19 protein-coding genes are annotated in these 19,040 nt (G+C 60.6%); 13 read left to right on the forward strand and 6 right to left on the reverse strand.

All coding sequences use genetic code 11. From position 1 onward, the window contains the following. The first annotated feature begins 75 nt into the window (after positions 1–75). From pilW to der, 7 genes are all read left to right on the forward strand, one after another. Complete coding sequence (gene pilW, locus R3F64_RS12535; protein WP_085918430.1) at positions 76–813, forward strand: type IV pilus biogenesis/stability protein PilW; 738 nt, start codon at positions 76–78, stop codon at positions 811–813. Between the two features lie 47 nt (positions 814–860). After that, positions 861–1,886: a RodZ domain-containing protein gene (locus R3F64_RS12540; protein WP_332611766.1), complete on the forward strand. Its 1,026-nt coding sequence runs from the start codon at positions 861–863 to the stop codon at positions 1,884–1,886. Between the two features lie 7 nt (positions 1,887–1,893). Then, on the forward strand, positions 1,894–3,009 hold the full coding sequence (gene ispG, locus R3F64_RS12545) for a flavodoxin-dependent (E)-4-hydroxy-3-methylbut-2-enyl-diphosphate synthase (protein ID WP_066321885.1): 1,116 nt from the start codon (positions 1,894–1,896) through the stop codon (positions 3,007–3,009). A gap of 35 nt (positions 3,010–3,044) precedes the next feature. Then, the gene (gene hisS / locus R3F64_RS12550; protein ID WP_066321886.1) at positions 3,045–4,340 is read left to right on the forward strand and encodes a histidine--tRNA ligase; all 1,296 of its coding nucleotides are present in this window, start codon (positions 3,045–3,047) and stop codon (positions 4,338–4,340) included. Positions 4,341–4,422: 82 nt separating this feature from the next. Beyond that, the gene (locus R3F64_RS12555) at positions 4,423–5,079 is read left to right on the forward strand and encodes a YfgM family protein (protein ID WP_085918427.1); all 657 of its coding nucleotides are present in this window, start codon (positions 4,423–4,425) and stop codon (positions 5,077–5,079) included. 68 nt (positions 5,080–5,147) lie between these two features. After that, a complete protein-coding gene (gene bamB, locus R3F64_RS12560; protein ID WP_332611877.1) occupies positions 5,148–6,287 on the forward strand; it encodes an outer membrane protein assembly factor BamB in 1,140 nt (379 codons plus the stop codon). Then, the gene (gene der, locus R3F64_RS12565; RefSeq protein ID WP_085918425.1) at positions 6,284–7,687 is read left to right on the forward strand and encodes a ribosome biogenesis GTPase Der; all 1,404 of its coding nucleotides are present in this window, start codon (positions 6,284–6,286) and stop codon (positions 7,685–7,687) included. Before bamB ends, der begins: the two co-directional genes overlap by 4 nt. Positions 7,688–7,691: 4 nt before the next feature. Here der and R3F64_RS12570 read toward each other — a convergent pair whose 3' ends face one another. Beyond that, the gene (locus R3F64_RS12570; RefSeq protein WP_085918424.1) at positions 7,692–8,564 is read right to left on the reverse strand and encodes an ATP-binding protein; all 873 of its coding nucleotides are present in this window, start codon (positions 8,562–8,564) and stop codon (positions 7,692–7,694) included. Between the two features lie 98 nt (positions 8,565–8,662). On the opposite strand from R3F64_RS12570, the gene R3F64_RS12575 reads away from it, so the two are divergent. Further along, complete coding sequence (locus R3F64_RS12575; protein ID WP_332611770.1) at positions 8,663–9,466, forward strand: M48 family metallopeptidase; 804 nt, start codon at positions 8,663–8,665, stop codon at positions 9,464–9,466. 105 nt (positions 9,467–9,571) lie between these two features. Here R3F64_RS12575 and aroE read toward each other — a convergent pair whose 3' ends face one another. Genes aroE through R3F64_RS12600 form a run of 5 tightly spaced genes read right to left on the reverse strand, consistent with a single transcriptional unit; the run spans position 9,572 to position 14,155 of the window. Further along, a complete protein-coding gene (gene aroE / locus R3F64_RS12580; protein WP_332611772.1) occupies positions 9,572–10,393 on the reverse strand; it encodes a shikimate dehydrogenase in 822 nt (273 codons plus the stop codon). Further along, a complete protein-coding gene (gene hemF, locus R3F64_RS12585) occupies positions 10,390–11,331 on the reverse strand; it encodes an oxygen-dependent coproporphyrinogen oxidase (protein WP_085918421.1) in 942 nt (313 codons plus the stop codon). The genes aroE and hemF overlap by 4 nt, the downstream gene beginning before the upstream one ends. Before the next feature lie 19 nt (positions 11,332–11,350). Beyond that, positions 11,351–11,908 carry an L-threonylcarbamoyladenylate synthase gene (locus R3F64_RS12590; RefSeq protein ID WP_085918420.1) on the reverse strand — a complete coding sequence of 186 codons (558 nt, stop codon included), beginning with the start codon at positions 11,906–11,908 and terminating at the stop codon, positions 11,351–11,353. A 39-nt stretch (positions 11,909–11,947) separates the two neighbouring features. After that, a complete protein-coding gene (gene dprA / locus R3F64_RS12595) occupies positions 11,948–13,063 on the reverse strand; it encodes a DNA-processing protein DprA (protein ID WP_332611776.1) in 1,116 nt (371 codons plus the stop codon). 42 nt (positions 13,064–13,105) lie between these two features. Beyond that, positions 13,106–14,155: a LysM peptidoglycan-binding domain-containing protein gene (locus R3F64_RS12600; protein WP_442908828.1), complete on the reverse strand. Its 1,050-nt coding sequence runs from the start codon at positions 14,153–14,155 to the stop codon at positions 13,106–13,108. A 198-nt stretch (positions 14,156–14,353) separates the two neighbouring features. Between R3F64_RS12600 and def the strand changes: the two genes are divergently transcribed. The 5 genes from def to trkA all read left to right on the forward strand — a co-directional run bounded on the left by def (position 14,354) and on the right by trkA (position 18,998). Continuing rightward, complete coding sequence (gene def, locus R3F64_RS12605; RefSeq protein ID WP_085918417.1) at positions 14,354–14,866, forward strand: peptide deformylase; 513 nt, start codon at positions 14,354–14,356, stop codon at positions 14,864–14,866. 60 nt (positions 14,867–14,926) lie between these two features. Beyond that, positions 14,927–15,910: a methionyl-tRNA formyltransferase gene (gene fmt / locus R3F64_RS12610; RefSeq protein ID WP_199284636.1), complete on the forward strand. Its 984-nt coding sequence runs from the start codon at positions 14,927–14,929 to the stop codon at positions 15,908–15,910. After that, on the forward strand, positions 15,907–17,241 hold the full coding sequence (gene rsmB / locus R3F64_RS12615; protein WP_199284635.1) for a 16S rRNA (cytosine(967)-C(5))-methyltransferase RsmB: 1,335 nt from the start codon (positions 15,907–15,909) through the stop codon (positions 17,239–17,241). Before fmt ends, rsmB begins: the two co-directional genes overlap by 4 nt. 51 nt (positions 17,242–17,292) lie before the next feature. Next, on the forward strand, positions 17,293–17,499 hold the full coding sequence (locus tag R3F64_RS12620) for a dodecin (protein WP_085918414.1): 207 nt from the start codon (positions 17,293–17,295) through the stop codon (positions 17,497–17,499). A 125-nt stretch (positions 17,500–17,624) separates the two neighbouring features. Next, a complete protein-coding gene (gene trkA / locus R3F64_RS12625) occupies positions 17,625–18,998 on the forward strand; it encodes a Trk system potassium transporter TrkA (RefSeq protein WP_332611783.1) in 1,374 nt (457 codons plus the stop codon). Positions 18,999–19,040: the final 42 nt, after the last annotated feature.

A 19,040-nucleotide genomic window follows, 5' to 3' on the forward strand; every position in this document is an offset into this window, starting at 1 on the left:
GTTAACACAGCGCTTTGATGGACACGGTTTAATTTAGCGATCCCCCTTTTTTACCGTTACCTTGCGAGGATCTACATGATGTGTCACCGCAGGCTTTACCACCCATCTCGGGTGTCCTTGCTCGCCGCGCTGATCGGCAGCATGTGGCTAGCCGGCTGTGCCTCTACCTCCAATGTACCCTCCTCGCCGTCACCTCCCGAGGCCGCATCAGCCTATACCCAGCTCGGCGTTGCCTACCTGGAACGCGACAACCTGCCAAGAGCACTCAATGCACTGGACCGTGCGCTTGAGATCGCCCCCGATAATGCGGAAGCGCTGCAGGCCATCGCGCTGGTTTACCAGCAGCAAGGGGAAAGCAACCTGGCTGACCAGCATTTCCAACGTGCTATCGAGACGGCGCCCGAGTTTACCCGTGCGCGTAACAATTACGCCGCGTTTCTTTACCAAGAGGGGCAAGTGGAAGCCGCCTGCAACCAACTGGAAATCGCTTCCAAGGATGCCCAGTACGATAATCGTACCCAACTTTTTGCCAATTTAGGGCAGTGCTATATGGCCCTGGGCGAGACGGAATTAGCACGCGAGCGCTTTAAACGCGCGCAACAAATCGATCCGCGCAACCCACGCGGCTATTTAATGTTAGCTGAACTCGAATATTCACAGGGCAATTACGCCGAGGCATGGTCACCGCTGCAAAAACACCTGCAGCTTGCCGGGCCGAGCCAGGATGCGCTGACGCTGGCCATTGATATTGCCGAAGCCAGAGGCGATCACGCCGCTGTGGCCGACTATCAACGTCAGCTGAGTGCCAATTGAGCGATGGACGCCCTGATCACCGATTATTTAATGAAGGATGCTCAGCCATGAGCGAGACACCGTCACAAGCTAGCGACACCCCAAATGTTAATGACTCCCCCGGCGAGCTGTTGGCCCGCCGCCGCGAACAACTTGACATTGCCCTTAACGACGCCGCTCGGGCGCTGAATCTGCGCCCTGCCGTTGTCGATGGCCTCGAGCGCGATGATTACAGCGAAATCCCGGTGGTGGCCTATCGCCGCGGTTACCTGCGCGCCTATGCCAAATATCTCGAACTGGATGAACGACAGATACTTGAGGCTTACCGGGCGCGCTTTGGCGAAGCCGATGTCGAACGCAAAGTTACGCCGGTCGCAGTCACCAAGCCGCCCTCCCGACTGGGCGCCTGGTTATTCAAGCTGGTGACATTACTGGTCATCGTGGCGTTGATTGCCGTTACCGTCATGTGGTGGCAAAGCCGCGGGGGGAACGAGCTCCCTGACCTGGATTCATCGTCACAAATGGACACACCCGAAGAGCAGGACCAGGCCGGTGATTTATTAGACGAGCCTTCACAGACTGAATCGGCGGTTTCATCCAGCGACGCAGAAGAAGAAACGACATTTGACGATCTGGTCGCTGAAGATGACACCAGCACAGCGGAGAGCAATCTTGCCGCAGAAAGCACCGAAGACAGTATCAGTGAAACAACAAGTAACGATACGTCCTCAACTGAACCTGATCCTGCATCGCTGGTCGACGGCGATGAGGCGGCTCAGGCCAACAATCTGGCAACAACGGATAGCGAGGATGATGACAGCAACAGCGATGACGGCAACAACGACGCCAACCCTAACCTTCTGACGCTGACCTTCAACGAACAGTCATGGACCGAAATTATCGACGCTGACAACCAGCGCGTGCTGGTAGGACTTCAAGAACCTGGCACGTCTGCCAGTGTCGAAGGTCAGCCACCGTTCCGGCTCACCGTGGGCAACGTCACTGGCGTTGAAATGCGCTATCAAGGCGAAGACGTCGACTTGACCTCTCGCGCAGGCGCCAACAACGTGGCTCGCTTCACTCTGGGAGAGTAACCGACTTATGCACGCTCATTCGCCCATCAAGCGCCGGGCTTCGCGCCAAATCCATGTGGGTAACGTTGCCGTTGGCGGAGATGCGCCCATCGCCGTTCAGAGCATGACCAACACGGACACGCTGGACGTCGAGGCGACCGTTGCGCAAATAGCCCAGTTAGAGAAAGCCGGGGCTGATATCGTACGCGTGTCAGTGCCCGATATGGACGCCGCTGAAGCCTTTGGCAAGATCAAGCGCCAAGCCAACGTGCCGCTGGTCGCCGACATCCACTTTGACTACAAGATTGCCCTGCGTGTGGCCGAGCTAGGCGTTGACTGCCTGCGCATCAACCCTGGCAATATTGGCCGGGAAGACCGCGTCCGTGCGGTCGTCAGTGCCGCGCGCGAGCACGGCATTCCCCTGCGTATCGGCGTAAATGCGGGTTCTCTCGAGAAAGACCTGCAAAAAAAATACGGCGAACCGACACCGGCAGCCCTGGTCGAATCGGCGATGCGCCATATCGACTACCTGGATCGCCTGGATTTTCCTGACTTCAAGGTCAGCGTAAAGGCCTCGGATGTCTTCATGGCCGTGGCCGCTTACCGCGACCTGGCCACACGCATTGAGCAGCCACTCCACCTGGGTATTACCGAAGCAGGCGGGCTACGCTCCGGCACGGTAAAATCCTCCATCGGCCTTGGCATGCTGCTGATGGATGGGATTGGCGATACGATTCGTGTCTCGCTCGCAGCTGACCCTGTGGAAGAAATCAAGGTCGGCTACGACATGCTGAAAAGCCTCAAACTCCGCTCCAAAGGCATCAACTTTATTGCCTGCCCGAGCTGCTCGCGGCAGAATTTCGATGTCATCAGCACCATGAACCAGCTTGAAGAACGGCTGGAAGACGTCATGACACCGCTTGATGTATCGGTCATTGGCTGTGTGGTCAACGGTCCTGGCGAAGCCAAGGAAACCGATATTGGCTTGACCGGCGGCAGCCCCGCCAACCTGGTGTATATCGACGGCAAGCCGTCCAGCAAATTGCGCAACGACCACCTTGTCGATGACTTGGAGCGGCTGATCCGCGACAAAGTACGTGAAAAACAGCAGCAGGAAGACAACACGATCGCCCGCAGCGTTTAAGCACGACGCGGGATAGCCGACCCAGGGAGTTTGCCTTGAGCAAGTCTGTAGCAAAAAAAATTCAAGCCATTCGAGGCATGAACGATCTATTGCCCAGCGAGAGCCCTCGCTGGCAATTTTTTGAAGGAATAGTCCGCCAGTTGATGCAGCGTTACGGTTTTGCGGAAATCCGCACGCCGATCGTCGAGCAGACGGCGCTGTTTGCACGCTCCATCGGCGAAGTCACCGACATTGTCGAAAAGGAGATGTATACCTTCGAAGACCGAAACGGAGACAGCCTTACCCTGCGTCCCGAAGGTACCGCCAGCTGCGTACGCGCGGCCATGGAAAACGGGCTTCTGTACAACCAGACCCAGCGGTTGTGGTACCAGGGGCCGATGTTCCGCCATGAGCGGCCCCAGAAGGGCCGCTACCGCCAGTTTCACCAGGTCGGTATCGAGGCTTACGGTTTTGAAGGCCCGGACATTGATGCCGAGGTGATTCTGCTCTCTGCTCGGCTGTGGAAAGAGCTGGGGCTGATGGAGCATGTCACCCTCGAGCTTAACTCGCTAGGCTCAAGCGAAGCCCGAGCGGCTTACCGCGACAAGCTGGTCGCCTATTTCGAGCAGCACCGCGACGTCCTCGACGAGGACGCCAAGCGGCGGCTGAACAGCAATCCGCTGCGCATTCTCGACTCCAAGAACCCTGCCATGGCGGAGATGCTCGACGGCGCACCACGCTTGCTGGATAACCTCGACGAGCCCTCGCAGGCCCACTTTGAGCAGCTAAAAGCCATGCTCGACGCGGCGGGTATTGCCTATGTCATCAACCCACGGCTGGTTCGCGGTCTCGACTACTACTCGCGCACCGTCTTTGAGTGGACCACGACAGCGCTGGGCAGCCAGGGCACCGTATGCGCTGGCGGGCGCTACGACGGCCTCGTCGAGCAGTTGGGCGGCAAACCCACTCCAGGCGTTGGTTTTGCCATGGGTGTTGAGCGCCTGATTCTGCTGCTCGAGACCCTTGATTTAATACCCGACGAAGCGGGTAGCGACGTGTATTTGCTGGCGATGGACGATACCGCGACGGTCGCCGCGATCACCCTGGCCGAGCAGCTTCGCAGTGAACTGCCCTGGCTTCGCCTGCAACTGCATTGCGGCGGCGGCAGTTTCAAGAGCCGCATGAAAAAAGCCGATAAAAGCGGTGCCGCGTATGCCCTGCTTCTTGGCGAAGACGAAATAGCCGAGCACACCGTCACGCTCAAGGCCCTGCGCGACGACCAGGCACAGCAACGCGTTCCCCAGGCAATGCTGGCCCACACGCTCAGCGAGCAGCTGCCCAACACACCATAAACGGGTGGCAGGCATCGCCTGCCTCTCAACCCATCATGACCGTTGCCGTAAGCGGCGGTTATTGCTGAATAGGAGGCCGCCCGTGGCGGATAGAAGCGAAGACGAACAGCTGGATGTGATCAAGCGCTGGTGGAAAGAAAACGGCACGTCACTGATCGCTGGCGCTGCGCTGGCGGCAGCCGGCGTATTCGGTTGGAACGCCTGGCAGGATTATCAAGCCGACAAAGCCGAGGCAGCGTCAGTACGCTATCAGCAGCTGGTTAGCCTCGCCGCCGGCAATGAGCTTGAAGGCGACCAGCTCAGCGAAGCCCGTGAGATGGTCGACGAGATTGTCAGTGAGCACGACGACACCTTGTACGCTGAACTGGCCTTACTGCTTGATGCCCGCCTGGCCGTTCAGCAGGATGACCTCGACAGCGCTGTTGAGTCGCTTACCCAGGTGGCGGAATCTTCGTCGCGGCGCTATGTGCAAAGCCTTGCCTGGCTGCGCCTGGCACGTCTCGCCATCGCCAACGACGACCCCGAACGCGCGCTCGAACTGCTCGATGAACCGATCACCGACCCCCTGGCAGCCCAGCAAGCCAACGTCCGGGGCGACGCCCACATGGCGCTTGGCCAGAACGACCAGGCTCGAAACGCCTGGCAGGATGCCCTTTCGCTGGCACAGCAACAAGGCCAGCCGCTATACGGCGTGCAGTTCAAGCTTGACGATCTCGGCGCTGAGGAGACAACTCAATGACCCCCCTGTTTTCAACATCAATGTTATCCATATCTACGTTTTCGAAACGCACGCTTCCAACTCCCATCATGCGTGCGGCCCTGGGCGCCGCTGCACTGGCTCTATTGGCTGGCTGCGCGAGCAAAAGCGAACCTACATACACGCCCAAAGAGCTTAAAAGCTTCGAAGCAAGTTCAACCCTTGAGACGCTTTGGCAACACGACGTAGGCGACGGCCTGGGACGGGCGCACTACCCCATTGCGCCAGCGCGCGAAGGCGATAACGTCTTCGCCGCCGACGCGCAAGGCGTGGTGATGTCGTTTTCCGCCAACGACGGCGAGGAACGCTGGGAAGTCGACCTGGACACGCCCATCTCCAGTGCCTTGACCGCGATTGCCGGTCAGGTCTATCTGGGCACACGTAACGGCGAAGTCATTTCCCTGGACCAAAGCGACGGCAGTGTTAACTGGCGCGCGCGGGTCTCCAGCGAAGTGCTGGCAGCCCCCCAGGCCAACCCGGAGTTGCTGGTCGTACAAAGCATCGACGGCCAGGTGACCGCACTTGACCGCGCAAGCGGTGACGAACGCTGGGTATTTTCCAGTTCACTGCCGTCACTGACCCTGCGTGGCACCGGCACGCCTCTGGTGATCGAGCCGGTCAGCTTTGTCGGCCTGGCCAACGGCCGTTTGACGACTATTGATAATCGCAATGGGCAGCCACTATGGGATATGCAGATTGCCACGCCTCAAGGTCGTAGCGAAGTCGAGCGCCTTGTCGACCTTGCGGGCCAGCCGATTCTCAGCCGGGAAGGTCGCCTGTTCGTGACCAGTTATAACGGCCAACTGGTGGCACTGGATGCGACGCGCGGCAATGTCCTATGGGAGCGCGAACTCTCCAGCCGCCACTCGCCCTTGCTGGTGGGTGACCTGCTGTTTGTGGTCACCGACGATAGTCACTTGGTCGCCATTGACAGCACTAATGGCCAGGAAGTGTGGCGCAACGACGCCCTGGAAGATCGCTGGCTGACGGCCCCCACCTTCGCCGACGGGCGTGTGGTGGTAGGCGATTTTGAAGGCTATGTGCACCTGATCGACGCCCGCGAAGGAGAGCTGGTGGGTCGCACCGAAGTCGACAGCTCGGGCATTAGCGTCCCGGCGGTCACTGAAGGCGACGTGATCCACGTGCTGGCCAATGACGGACATTTTGAAACGCTGGAAGTCTCTCCATGACACCTGTGATTGCGCTAGTTGGCCGCCCGAACGTGGGCAAGTCGACGCTGTTTAACCGCCTTACCCGCTCGCGGGATGCGTTGGTCGCCGACTTTCCCGGCCTGACCCGCGATCGCAAGTATGGCAACGGCATGCTGGGCAATAAAGCCTATACCGTGATCGACACCGGCGGCATCAGCGGCGACGAACAAGGCATCGATGCGGCCATGGCGGAGCAATCGCTGGCCGCCATCGACGAAGCGGATATCGTGCTGTTCATGGTCGATGCGCGGGCAGGCTTGAACATGGCCGACGAGGCCATTGCCAACCACCTGCGGGTCAACCAGAAGAAAACCTGGCTGGTGGTCAACAAGACCGATGGGTTGGAAGAACACTCTGCCATGGGCGATTTCTGGTCGCTTGGCCTGGGTGACCCATGGCCGATTGCGGCGGCTCACGGCCGCAACGTCTCGACCCTGATGGATACGGTGCTCGAGCCCTTTCCCGAGCGCGATGCCGACATACCCGCCGACACCGGCACCAAGGGCATTCGTATCGGCGTGATCGGGCGGCCCAATGTGGGCAAATCGACGCTGGTCAACCGCCTGCTGGGTGAGGAACGTGTGGTCGTCTTCGATGAGGCGGGCACCACGCGTGACGCCATTGAAATCCCTTTCGAACGCCGCGGTAAACCTTATGTGCTGATTGATACCGCCGGGGTCCGGCGACGCAAGAACGTCAGTGAAGTGGCCGAAAAGTTTTCCATCATCAAGACCCTGGACGCCATTAAAGAATGCCATGTCGCGGTGATGGTGCTGGATGCACGCAGTGGACTGGTCGAGCAGGACCTGCACCTGCTCGATTACGTTCTTACCTCCGGCCGGGCCCTGGTGTTGGCGGTCAATAAATGGGACGGACTGGAAAGCGAAGCCAAGGATAAGATGCGTAACGAAATCAAGCGTCGCCTGGGCTTTGCCGACTACGCGGAGATGCACTTTATTTCAGCGCTGCACGGTACGGCGGTAGGCGACCTTTACCCGTCGATTGACCGCGCTTTCAATGCCGCCAACGCCCACTGGTCCACCAACCGCCTGACCACGCTGCTTCAGGATGCTGTCAGCCAGCATCCGCCGCCGATGATCCATGGGCGACGCATCAAGCTGCGCATGGCCCACCAAGGCGGCAGCAATCCGCCGATCATCGTCGTGCATGGCAATCAGACGGCCTCCCTGCCCGACGCCTACCGCCGCTACCTGACCAATACCTTCCGCAAGGTGTTGAAGGTGCGCGGCACGCCCATGCGTTTCGAGTTTCGCTCCGGCGACAATCCCTTTGACCACATGGCAGGCGCCAGCGACAAAGAGAAAGCCAAAAAGCGTGAGCTCAACCGCACCAAAGAGGCACGTAAAAGCCGCCGTTAAACGGCTAAGCCTTGTCGTGCAATCCCTTGCGGCCTACCCAGTGGGCCGCAAACTGCCAGGCGGTGCGTCCGCTGCGCCCACCGCGCAGGGTTGCAAAGCGCAGCGCTTCGGCGCGCGCCTCATCATCCCAACTGACGTTCTCGTCGCTCACCCGCGAGACCCAATGGGCGCACAGGTCCAGGTAGGTTGCCTGGTTAAAGGGATGAAAGCTCAGCCATAGCCCAAAGCGGTCCGACAGCGAGATTTTCTCCTCCACCGCATCGCCATGGTGCAACTCCTCACCGACCAGCTGCGAGCCGCTGTTGTCGTCCATCGACTCGGGCAGCAAATGACGACGGTTCGAGGTGGCATACAGCAATACGTTATCCGGCGGGCCGGTCAACGCACCATCGAGCACGCTCTTGAGCGCCTTGTAGGCATCGTCGTTGCCCTCAAAAGAGAGGTCATCGCAGTAAACGACGAAGCGTTGTGGCTGATGACGCAACTGTTCGACCAGTACCGGCAGGCTGGCAAGTTCATGGCGGTCAATCTGAACCAGGCGTAGCCCCTCGCCTGCCAGTGCGTTAAGCAGCGCGCGCACCACCGACGATTTCCCGCTGCCTCGCGCTCCCCACAATAGCGCGTGGTTGGCGGGCAAGCCTTGTAAGAACGCCCGGGTATTATCCACCAGCGCCTGCTTTTGCCGTTCAATGCCCAGCAGGTCGTCAAGCGCTAGCGCATCCCTTGGCGGCACCGCCACCAGACGCCCGCCCAGCGGGTGACGCTGCCACAGCGCGGCGACTTCCGTCTGCCAATTAACCGGTTCGGCTGCGGGTGGTAACCAATGGTCCAGTCGATCGAGTAAGTGGGTTAAGCGCTGGCTTAATTCGGCATCCATAACGACTCTCTTGGTGAATTATTCGCATGAGGATTGATTTACCCTGTACAGCCGTTATCTTGGGGCAAGGAATTCACTTTCACAAAAGGAAATACACCATGCGCTGGTTTCGCCCTCTCGCCATTACGGCCCTGTGTCTTGCTGTTGCGGCCTGTTCGACATCGCCTACCGGGCGCTCACAGCTGTTGTTGTTATCCGACGAGGAACTCAACAACATGGGTAGCCAGGCCTTTAACCAGTATCAGCAGGAATTGCCCAGTGCCGGTCAGGCAAGCCAGCGCTACGCGCAATGCATTGCCAATGCCATTGTCGCGGAACTCCCTCAGGACCAGCAGCAGATGGACTGGCAAATCCGTGTCTTCGAGGCTGAAGAGCCTAACGCCTTTGCGCTACCCGGCGGCTATATGGGCTTACATACCGGCATGCTGGATATCGCCACCAATCAGGACCAGGTGGCGTCAGTGGTCGCCCACGAAATCGGCCACGTGCTCGCCAAGCACTCCAATGAGCGGGCATCGACCCAAAGCGCGACCCAACTGGGGCTTTCCGTCATTTCCAGCGCTTCCGGCCTGGAAGGCGCAGGTGGTGAGCAGCTGATGGGCGTTCTCGGCATGGGGGCGCAATACGGCATTATGCTGCCCTTCTCGCGGCGCCACGAAAGCGAAGCGGATACCATTGGTCTGGAGCTGATGGCCCGGGCCGGGTTTGATCCCCGCGAGAGCGTCGCCCTTTGGCAAAACATGCAGCAGGCATCGGGCGGCGGCGCACCGCCGGCCTGGATGTCGACCCACCCCAGCCAAGGGCAGCGGATTGAAGGGCTGCAAGCGAACATGAGCGATGCCATGGCCACCTTTGAACAGGCGCGCAACAACGGCCGCACGCCCAACTGTCCACGCCCATAATAAACAACCGCCGCTGCCTCTCGGCAGCGGCGGTTCATCAGGGTTACGGCCCTCGGGTGACCCCGAAAAGTCGCTCCTTAGCTATATCCAGCTAGCACAGTTCAGCTATTCGTAGTTCAGTGACTGACGCAGCCGCGCCCGAACCGGCGCTGTATCAGGGCGCTGATTGCGCCAGAGGTAAAACGCTTCTGCCGCCTGCTCGACCAGCATGCCCAGTCCGTCCAGGAGTTTCGCCCCTCGGGGCCCGGCCCACTTTAAAAACACCGTCGGCTCGACACCGTACATCATGTCATAGGCCCAGGCGCCATTGGCAAACAGCTCGTCGGGTAGCGGCGGCAAGTCGCCCGAAAGGCTGGCGCTGGTACCATTGATGACCACGTCAAATTTGCCTTCCAGAGCGTCGAAACCACCGCCCTTGATCGGCCCCAAGTCGGCAAAATCATCGGCCAGTTGCCGGGCTTTTTCTGCCGTGCGATTGACCACGACCATTTCAGTGGGCTGCTCACCGAGCAGGGGCTCCAGAATACCGCGCACGGCGCCGCCTGCGCCGACTATCAAGACACGCTTTCCCGCTAGCGCCACGCGGTGATAAGCCAGATCACGTACCAGGCCAACGCCATCGGTGGTATCCCCGTAGGTGCGGCCATTACCGCCCAGAATCAGCGTATTCACTGCCCCTGCCCGACGGGCACGATGGCTCAGCGTATCGCAGAGCGCGAAAGCATCCGCCTTGAACGGCACGGTCACATTGGCACCTCGTCCACCCTCGGCGCAAAACGCCTGCCACGCCGCCGCCAGCTCGCCTATCGGCGGCTCCATGGCGGTATAGTCGATGTCCTGCCCTGTTTGATCGGCAAAGTCGTCGTGAATCATGGGAGATTTGGAGTGGCCAATGGGATTGCCAAAGACGGCGTAACGATCGGTCATAGAACCTCCTCGCCACGCGTTGCGGTGGCTTCGTCGAGCCAGTCGCGGGGCACAAGATACTCATTGAGCTTCGCCTCGGGGCTGTCGTTCTCCGGGGTGAACGCATATTCCCAGCGGGCCAAGGGTGGCATCGACATCAGAATGGACTCGGTGCGCCCCCCGCTTTGCAGGCCAAACAGCGTCCCTCTATCCCATACCAGGTTGAACTCGACATAGCGTCCACGGCGATAAAGCTGGAATTGACGCTGCTGCTCGTTCCAGGCATCGCCACGACGACGTTCGACAATCGGCAGGTAGGCGTCCAGAAAGCTGTCGCCGACGGCACGTTGAAAAGCAAAGCAGTCTTCAAAGCTGCCGTCGTTGAGATCATCAAAGAACAAGCCACCCACGCCTCGGGTTTCCTCTCGGTGCTTGAGATAGAAGTACTCATCGCACCAGGCCTTGTAGCGCGCGTAAACGTCGTCCCCAAACGGTGCGCAGGCCGCGCTGGCCACCTTGTGCCAGTGCACTACATCGTCAAACACCGGGTAGAACGGCGTTAAGTCATAGCCGCCACCAAACCACCAGACCGGCGGCTCGCCCTCTTTTTCGGCGATAAAGAATCGTACGTTGCCGTGGCTGGTGGGCACATGGGGATTTTCCGGATGCAGCACCCAGGAAACCCCGACCGCGTGAAAACTGCGCCCGGCAAGTTCCGGTCGTGCGGCTGTGGCCGAGGGCGGCAACTGGGTGCCGAAAACATGCGAGAAATTGACGCCACCTTTTTCAAACACGCCGCCATTTTCGATTACCCGCGAGCGGCCACCGCCGCCTTCTTCACGGTCCCATTCATCCTGCTTGAAGTTTGCCTGTCCGTCGGCGCTTGCCAGCCCCTCGCAAAGACGTTCCTGCAGATCCAGCAGGTAGTTCTTGACGGTATCCAGATGTTCGTGCGCCACGTCGTCTCCTGATGATCGATTAACTGCGTATCACGCTGCCACTGACGAGATCCCGGATCTTGCTGGGCCGTTCGTTACCGCCTAGCTCGCCGTCGATGATCGCCGCCAACTGGTCGCCAAACACCGCCCTGACGTCATCTGCATTGGTCGCCGGGGGATCGCCGGCCACGTTGGCAGAGGTCGATACCAGCGGGCCACCAAAGGCGTCGCAAAGCGCCTGCATCAGCGGGTGGTCAGTGACCCGCAGCGCCACTTTACTGTGCGCACCGCGGACCAGACCGTGACTGCGTCCGTTATCCGGCACCAGCCAGGTGTTCGGCCCCGGCCAACTGGCAATCAATGGCGCATGCAGGGCCAGCGGCAACTGTGTGAGCCACGGCTGAAACTGGCCAATCGATGCCGCCACCAGAATCACGCCCTTGGCTGGATCGCGGGCCTTTAAGCGCATTAACTGAGCCAGCGCTTCGTCGTTGTCAGGATCACAGCTTAATCCCCACACCGCTTCCGTTGGGCAGGCAATAACGCCACCGTTGCGCAATGCGCGAACGGCTTTATCCAGTTCAGCCGCTGTCGTCATGAAGTCTCCACCCGTTATGGTAAAGGAAACATTATCTTATCATGGCCGGGGTAAACGCACCCAACCACCCGCCCGGGATGCGACCCAGCCCTCGATTTCCAGCATCAGCAGACGCTGCTGGCAGTCACTCACCGAGCTGCCGCTTTGTTGAACCAGCGCGTCGATGGGCGTGGGGGAGGCGCTCAGCAAGCCGAGCAGCGCATCGGGCAGCGGTTCGACTGCGGATTCAGTCGCAGACCGATGGGCAGCGATACCTACCCCTGGGGCGGGCAGAAACTCGCTCGCCCAATGCTGCAGCTCGCTGACGATATCCTCGGGGTCGCAGGCCATTGCCGCCCCCTGGCGCAACAACTGCAGGCAGCCACGTGCCTGCTGATTGTGCAACGAACTGGGCAGGGCAAACACATCGCGGCCCTGCTCCATGGCCAGGCGGGCGCTGACCAGCGAGCCGCTTTTCTCGGCCGCTTCGACCACCAGCGTACCCAGCGATAAACCTGTCACGATACGGTTACGGCGCGGAAAAAAAGCCGGGTGGGCCCTGGTGCCCGGCGGATGTTCAGCCAGCACCAGTCCTCCCGGCGAATCGGTGAGCTGTTGATACAGCGCGCGATGGCGGGCGGGATAAATCACATCAATCCCGCAGCCCAATACCGCTACGCTGCTACCGCCCGCGTCCAGGGCAGCTTGCTGGGCCACCCCGTCAATCCCTAAGGCCATTCCGCTGACGATACTCCAACCTCGCTCGGCCAATTCCCGAGCGAAAGTTTGCGCATTATACGTGCCTTCCGATGTCGGCCGACGCGTGCCCACCATGGCAAGTGTCGGTCGCTCAAGGGCGCCCAGGTCGCCCTGCGCCCAGAGGACGGCTGGCGGATCAGGTATTTGATTGAGTAGCCTTGGCCATGCGGGGTGGTCGCGGTGCAAAAGCGTGCGCCCTGGCGCACTGGACTGCCAGGTCAGACTCGTCTCGACCTCACGTTGCAGGGGGCTTTTTGTGGGGTGCTCACACCACAATCGAAGCGCACTGGCTGCCTTGCTGGGCAAACCCGCCAGCCACCCTTGTGGCCATTGCGGTTGTTGGGCCACCAGCTCAGCGATTCGTTGGGCCCCCACCCCCGGCAGTGCATTGACCACTAACCATTCCCTGGTATCCATTACCTCTCCTCATTCCACCTATCGACGATTGACCCAACTGATCTAGCGCGGCGGCGTCCTTACAAGATCACCAACCTCCAGCACTCGGGAGGCCTCCATCACCAGCGCATAGCTCACGTGATCATAGGGGTTGAAGACGATCAAGGTGCCGGCGGCCTCGTCAGGTAACCTAAGCGGCTCCTGGCTACGTGGATCATTGACGACCTCACCCTGCTCGGCAATCTGGAAGACATGCCCGGCCTGGACGCCATCCAGCGTGCCTAAGTCGATCGTCACCACCTGCAGACGGCCGATAAAGCGCACCCCGCCCGGTACGCCGATCAATGTCCCGGATAACGCATTGCGCGGTGCACGGGGCACCATGTCGTCATTCAGTGGCGAGGTTTCCAGCGGCAAGACAAGGTCGTTGTTGCGTATTTCCTGTGCGGCGCTCAGCACTCTCAACTGGGCGACATCCGCATCGGCGCGCAGGTAGCGGGCCTCGCCAATCTTGATCAGCTCGGTACCCAACACCTTGCCATCGTTAGCCACGTAAGTGTCGGCAGGCCGATAAATACCTACCTCCGCTTGACTGGGTACCTGCCCGCGCACATACAGCGAATCACCCGCCCCGCTGATCAAACGTCCCTGGTTACCGGCCACGACATAAGCCATGGCGTTATCGGCGGGGTCACCCTCTTTGATACGATGATCACGCAGGAACGGCCGGATAGTACTCGCATCGATGGGGAGTATCGCTTCGCGTCGAGGCACGGCGCGCATTTTGGGCGATAGTTTGACTACCCGTTGCCCCCGGGAAAGAGAAAGACACGGAGCGCCCTGGCAATCGCTCAGGGTAAGCACATCGCCGGGATAAATAAGGTGTGGATTGCGGATAGCAGGATTGGTTTGCCAAAGATCCGGCCATTGCCAGGGCGCATGCAAGAACCGGCCAGCAATGTCCCACAGGGTGTCGCCCTCTACCACCGTATAGCGCTCGGGCGCCGAATCGCGAACGCGCTCCCAGGCGCCAACATCAAGTGACATCAACAGCGACAGCGTCCCGATGAACCAACAGCCCACGCCATATCGCCTGCGTTGTCCAGCCCCCATCCTGCCCCCTGTCTTTACCTGCGATTACGACGGTGATTCGCGCTGCGCCACCGGGCAGGCATGCCCGGAGCATTGACAGCATGATATAGTGGTCGATCATAAAGTACTCAGTTCATAAATAAAGCACTTGGGCATGCGACCCCATTGACGCACTGCTCAAGCGATTACTCAGTTCAGCACAACGGTGGAAGCAACGCCATGGCCAAACTCGCCATTCTCGAATTCCCTGACGAGCGCCTGCGCACCAAGGCCAAAGCAGTTCAAAGCGTCGATGATGAAGTGCGCAAGCTCGTCGATGACATGCTGGAAACCATGTACGACGCCAAGGGGATCGGCCTTGCCGCAACCCAGGTGGACGTTCACCGCCGCGTGGTGGTCATGGATGTCAGCGACGACAACTCCCAGCCGCTGGTTCTTATCAATCCCAGCTATACCCCCATCGGCGACGAAAAAGAGCCGCTGTCGGAAGGCTGTCTGTCGATTCCGGAGCACTACGCTGAAGTGCCGCGTTACCTGAACGTGGAGTTGAAAGCGCTGGATCGCAACGGCGAGCCCTACACGCTTGAAGCCGACGGCCTACTGGCGCACTGTATTCAGCATGAGTACGACCACCTGGAGGGTGTGTTGTTTGTCGACTATCTGTCGCCCCTCAAGCGTGACCGGATTCGCAAGAAAATGGAAAAGCGCCACAAGCAGATGCAGGACGCCTGACCGCGTCTTGTTGTCCAAGATTACTGTCACGTTTACTTTTGCCGCCAGGTCCCTGTGTCCATGTCATCATTGCGCGTTGTTTTTGCGGGTACCCCGGAATTCGCTGCCTCAAGCCTGGCCGCCCTGCTGGAAAGCCAGCATCAGGTGGTCGCCGCCTATACCCAGCCCGACCGTCCCGCCGGGCGCGGACGCAAGCTCACCCCAAGCCCTGTCAAACGCCTGGCACTTGAGCATGAACTGCCGGTCCACCAGCCTGAAAGCCTGAAAGGAGCCGATGCCCAGGCGACCCTGGCAGCGCTGAACGCCGACGTGATGGTCGTGGTGGCTTACGGGTTGCTGTTACCCCAGGCCGTGCTGGATATGCCTCGACTGGGCTGCCTTAACGTTCACGCCTCGCTGCTACCCCGCTGGCGCGGCGCGGCGCCGATCCAGCGCGCCATTGAAGCCGGTGACAGCGTTTCCGGCGTGACCATCATGCAAATGGATGCCGGCCTGGATACCGGCGACATGCTGCTTGAGGTGCGTACGCCGATCACCGACCAGACCACTGGCGGCGACCTGCACGACCGGCTGGCCCTTCAAGGAGCCAATGCGCTGGTTCAGGTGCTGGACGAGCTGGACACAGGGCGAATTACAGCGTCGCCCCAACCAGAAGACGGCGTCACCTACGCCGCCAAGCTCACCAAGGCCGAGGCCGAGCTGGATTTCAGCCAGTCTGCCGAACAGCTGGTACGCACCATTCACGCCTTCAACCCCTGGCCGGTTGCCTGGTGCGCCCTGGGCGACGACCGCTTGCGCCTGCTGAAGGCAAGTGCCGAGCCCGGTGAACAGTCGCCAACCCCCCCCGGCATGTTGCTCGAACACGACGAGGATCACTTGCGAATCGCCTGTGGCGCCGAAGGTCGCCAGGTGCTTTGCGTCAGCCGCGCCCAACTTCCCGGGGGTAAGGCGCTGCCAGCCCGCGAGTTGCTCCACGCCCGCCAGACACGCCTTATCCCGGGCACGCGCCTGGGGCCCAGCCCGCAAGAAGGAGCACCGTCATGAATCAGCCTCGCGCACCCAAAGAAGGCAGCGGCCTGGAAGTACGCGCCGCCGCCGCCAAGGGGCTCGTACCGGTGCTCACCGACAAGGGATCCCTCGCGGGGCTGGATGAACATAGCGTGATCGCCCGGGATCGCAGCCTACTCAAAGAGCTTTGCTACGGCACCTGTCGGCGTTTGCCGCGCCTGGAAGCATTGGCCGGTCAACTGCTTAAGCAGCCGTTCAAAAAGCGCGACAGCGATGTTCAGGCCTTACTACTGATCGGCATCTACCAGCTGCTGTATATGCGCATTCCGGCCCATGCCGCCGTGGGTGAAACCGCTGGCGCCGCGCGGTTGCTCGGCAAGGACTGGGCAACCCGGGTACTCAACGGCTGTCTGCGTCGCTTGCAGCGTGAAGCCGCCGACCTAGAGGCGACGGTCGACCGCGATGCCCACGTCGCCCTCGAGCATCCCGCCTGGCTGTTGAAAACACTGCGTCAGGCATGGCCGGAGCAGTGGCAGGCCATCGCCGAGGCCAATAACCAGCCCGGCCCCATGACGCTGCGCGTGAACCAGCGCCATCAGGATCGCGAAACCTACCTGTCGCTGCTCACTGAAACCGGCCTGGGCGGCCAGCTCTGCGTTCACGCGCCGGATGGCATCACCCTTGAGCAGCCCTGCGATGTTGCCACGCTGCCCGGTTTCGAGCGTGGCTTGGTCAGCGTCCAGGATGAGGCCGCCCAACTGAGCGCGGCGCTGCTCGGCCCGGCGCTTGCGCCACGCCCGGGCGCACAGGTGCTGGACGCCTGCTGCGCGCCCGGCGGCAAGACCGCCCATCTGCTGGAGCAGTTCGATATCGCGCTCACCGCCATCGATAGCGACAACCAGCGCCTGGGGCGGGTTGACGACAGCCTGAGCCGGCTGGGCCTGACCGCCGACCTGCAGCACGCCGATGCCACCCAGCGCGACTGGTGGAACGGCACGCCGTATGACGCCATCCTCCTGGACGCGCCCTGCTCCGGCACCGGGGTCATTCGCCGCCACCCGGATATCAAGAAGCTGCGACGCCCCGACGACATTGGCAAGCTCGCCACTCTGCAGCGCCAGCTGCTGGATAATCTTTGGGCGATGTTGCGCCCCGGCGGCACACTACTGTACGCGACCTGCTCGGTGCTGCCAGAGGAAAATGCCGATCAAATCGAGGCATTTCTTGCCCGGACACCCGATGCTGTCGTCACCACGCCGGACGATGTCGCCTGGGGCATGCCCAGCGGCCAGGGGCGCCAATTGTTCCCCGAAGTGAGCAGTCACGACGGCTTTTTTTATGCCAGACTAGAGAAGCAGGCTGCCTAACGCATTTTCCGTAATGACAGGCAGTGAATTCATGACACGGATGGAGATACCATGAGTCATCACACCTATAAGCACATTGAGCTAACCGGTTCTTCCGAAAAAGGAATTGAAGACGCCGTGCAGAGCGCGCTCGCCAAGGCGTCTGAAACCGTCAAGCATATGCGCTGGCTGGAAGTGACCGACACCCGCGGCCACATCGAAGATGGCCGGGTCGCACACTGGCAGGTCACGATCAAGGTTGGCTTTACCCTGGAATAATCCCCACCTGCTTTTCGGCGGCGGCTGGTTTACACTGGCCGCCGTCTTTATTGCAGCGCACGATAGGCCGCCTCGCGCAATTAACGAGGCATCGCTGGCGCTCTAAACGGAACCGATGCTCAGCAATGAAAATCATCATTCTCGGCGCCGGCCAGGTCGGCGGCACCCTCGCGGAGCACCTTGCCCGTGAGGAAAACGACATCACCGTCATCGATACCGATGCCAAAAAGCTGCGCGAGCTGCATACCAAGCTCGATATTCGCACGGTGACCGGCGCGGGTTCCTACCCCATTGTACTGCGTCAGGCAGGCTGTGAAGACGCCGACATGCTGATTGCCGTGACCAGCAGCGATGAGATCAACATGATCGCCTGCCAGGTGGCGCATACCCTGTTCCGTACCCCGACAAAAATCGCCCGGGTGCGCGCGACGGCCTACCTGACCCGCAAAGGGCTGTTCGCCCACGAAGCGATTCCCATCGACGTGCTGATCAGCCCCGAGCAGGTGGTCACCGACCACGTGCGCCGTCTGATCGAACACCCCGGCGCGCTGCAAGTGTTGGAATTCGCGGGTGGGCTTGTACAACTGGTGGCCGTCAAGGCGTTCTACGGCGGCCCGCTGGTGGGTCAGGACCTGGCTTTTCTACGCCGCCACATGCCCAATGTGGATACCCGGGTGGCAGCGATCTACCGCCGCAATCGACCGATCATTCCCCGTGGCGATACCGTCATCGAAGCCGACGACGAGGTCTTCTTCCTCGCCGCCCGGCGCGATATCCGCGCGGTAATGAGCGAGTTGCGCCGCGTCGAACGGGATTTTCGCCGGGTGATGATCGCCGGGGGCGGCAATATCGGCGAGCGCCTGGCAGAGCACCTGGAGCACAGCCACCAGGTCAAGATTATCGAACATAGTCTGGAGCGGTGCACCACGCTCTCCGAGCGGCTCGACCGCACCGTGGTGCTCCACGGCAGCGCCACCAGCAAGCGGCTGCTGGAAGAAGAGAACATCGAAGACTGCGATATTTTCTGCGCGCTGACCAACGACGATGAAGTCAATATCATGTCGTCGCTACTGGCCAAGCGGATGGGCGCCAAAAAGGTGCTGACGCTGATCAACAACGCCGCCTATGTCGATCTGGTCCAGGGCGGCGAGATCGACATTGCCATTTCCCCTCAACAGGCAACGATCGGCAGCCTACTGACCCATGTGCGGCGCGGCGATATCGTCAACGTCCACTCGCTACGCCGGGGCGCGGCGGAGGCCATCGAGGCCATCGCCCACGGCGACAAGCAGTCGTCCAAGGTGGTCGGCCGCACGATTCGCGAGATCGACCTGCCCGAGGGCACCACCATCGGGGCGATCGTGCGCGGCAAGGAGGTCATGATCGCCCATGATCACATCGTCATCGAAAGCGGCGACCACGTGATTCTGTTCGTTATCGACAAGCGGCGCATTCGCGACGTGGAGCGCTTGTTCCAGGTAGGGCTGACGTTCTTCTGATGCTTAAATTCGGCGCGCAACTTATTGACCAGGGGAGCCTAG

The organism is Halomonas sp. 5021 (assembly GCF_036663435.1).
In the GTDB taxonomy this organism is placed as follows: Bacteria; Pseudomonadota; Gammaproteobacteria; order Pseudomonadales; family Halomonadaceae; genus Vreelandella; species Vreelandella janggokensis.

Excerpts from the sequence above, each read along its gene's own strand:
- R3F64_RS12590 (WP_085918420.1), bottom strand. The coding sequence starts at position 11,908 with ATGACGACAGCGGCTGAACTGGATAAAGCCGTTCGCGCATTGCGCAAC.
- R3F64_RS12570 (WP_085918424.1), bottom strand. The coding sequence starts at position 8,564 with ATGGATGCCGAATTAAGCCAGCGCTTAACCCACTTACTCGATCGACTG.
- def (WP_085918417.1), top strand. The coding sequence starts at position 14,354 with ATGGCCAAACTCGCCATTCTCGAATTCCCTGACGAGCGCCTGCGCACC.
- bamB (WP_332611877.1), top strand. The coding sequence starts at position 5,148 with ATGCGTGCGGCCCTGGGCGCCGCTGCACTGGCTCTATTGGCTGGCTGC.
- pilW (WP_085918430.1), top strand. The coding sequence starts at position 76 with ATGATGTGTCACCGCAGGCTTTACCACCCATCTCGGGTGTCCTTGCTC.
- dprA (WP_332611776.1), bottom strand. The coding sequence starts at position 13,063 with ATGGATACCAGGGAATGGTTAGTGGTCAATGCACTGCCGGGGGTGGGG.
- trkA (WP_332611783.1), top strand. The coding sequence starts at position 17,625 with ATGAAAATCATCATTCTCGGCGCCGGCCAGGTCGGCGGCACCCTCGCG.
- fmt (WP_199284636.1), top strand. The coding sequence starts at position 14,927 with ATGTCATCATTGCGCGTTGTTTTTGCGGGTACCCCGGAATTCGCTGCC.
- der (WP_085918425.1), top strand. The coding sequence starts at position 6,284 with ATGACACCTGTGATTGCGCTAGTTGGCCGCCCGAACGTGGGCAAGTCG.
- R3F64_RS12540 (WP_332611766.1), top strand. The coding sequence starts at position 861 with ATGAGCGAGACACCGTCACAAGCTAGCGACACCCCAAATGTTAATGAC.
- aroE (WP_332611772.1), bottom strand. The coding sequence starts at position 10,393 with ATGACCGATCGTTACGCCGTCTTTGGCAATCCCATTGGCCACTCCAAA.
- R3F64_RS12620 (WP_085918414.1), top strand. The coding sequence starts at position 17,293 with ATGAGTCATCACACCTATAAGCACATTGAGCTAACCGGTTCTTCCGAA.
- R3F64_RS12575 (WP_332611770.1), top strand. The coding sequence starts at position 8,663 with ATGCGCTGGTTTCGCCCTCTCGCCATTACGGCCCTGTGTCTTGCTGTT.
- rsmB (WP_199284635.1), top strand. The coding sequence starts at position 15,907 with ATGAATCAGCCTCGCGCACCCAAAGAAGGCAGCGGCCTGGAAGTACGC.
- R3F64_RS12600 (WP_442908828.1), bottom strand. The coding sequence starts at position 14,155 with ATGGGGGCTGGACAACGCAGGCGATATGGCGTGGGCTGTTGGTTCATC.
- ispG (WP_066321885.1), top strand. The coding sequence starts at position 1,894 with ATGCACGCTCATTCGCCCATCAAGCGCCGGGCTTCGCGCCAAATCCAT.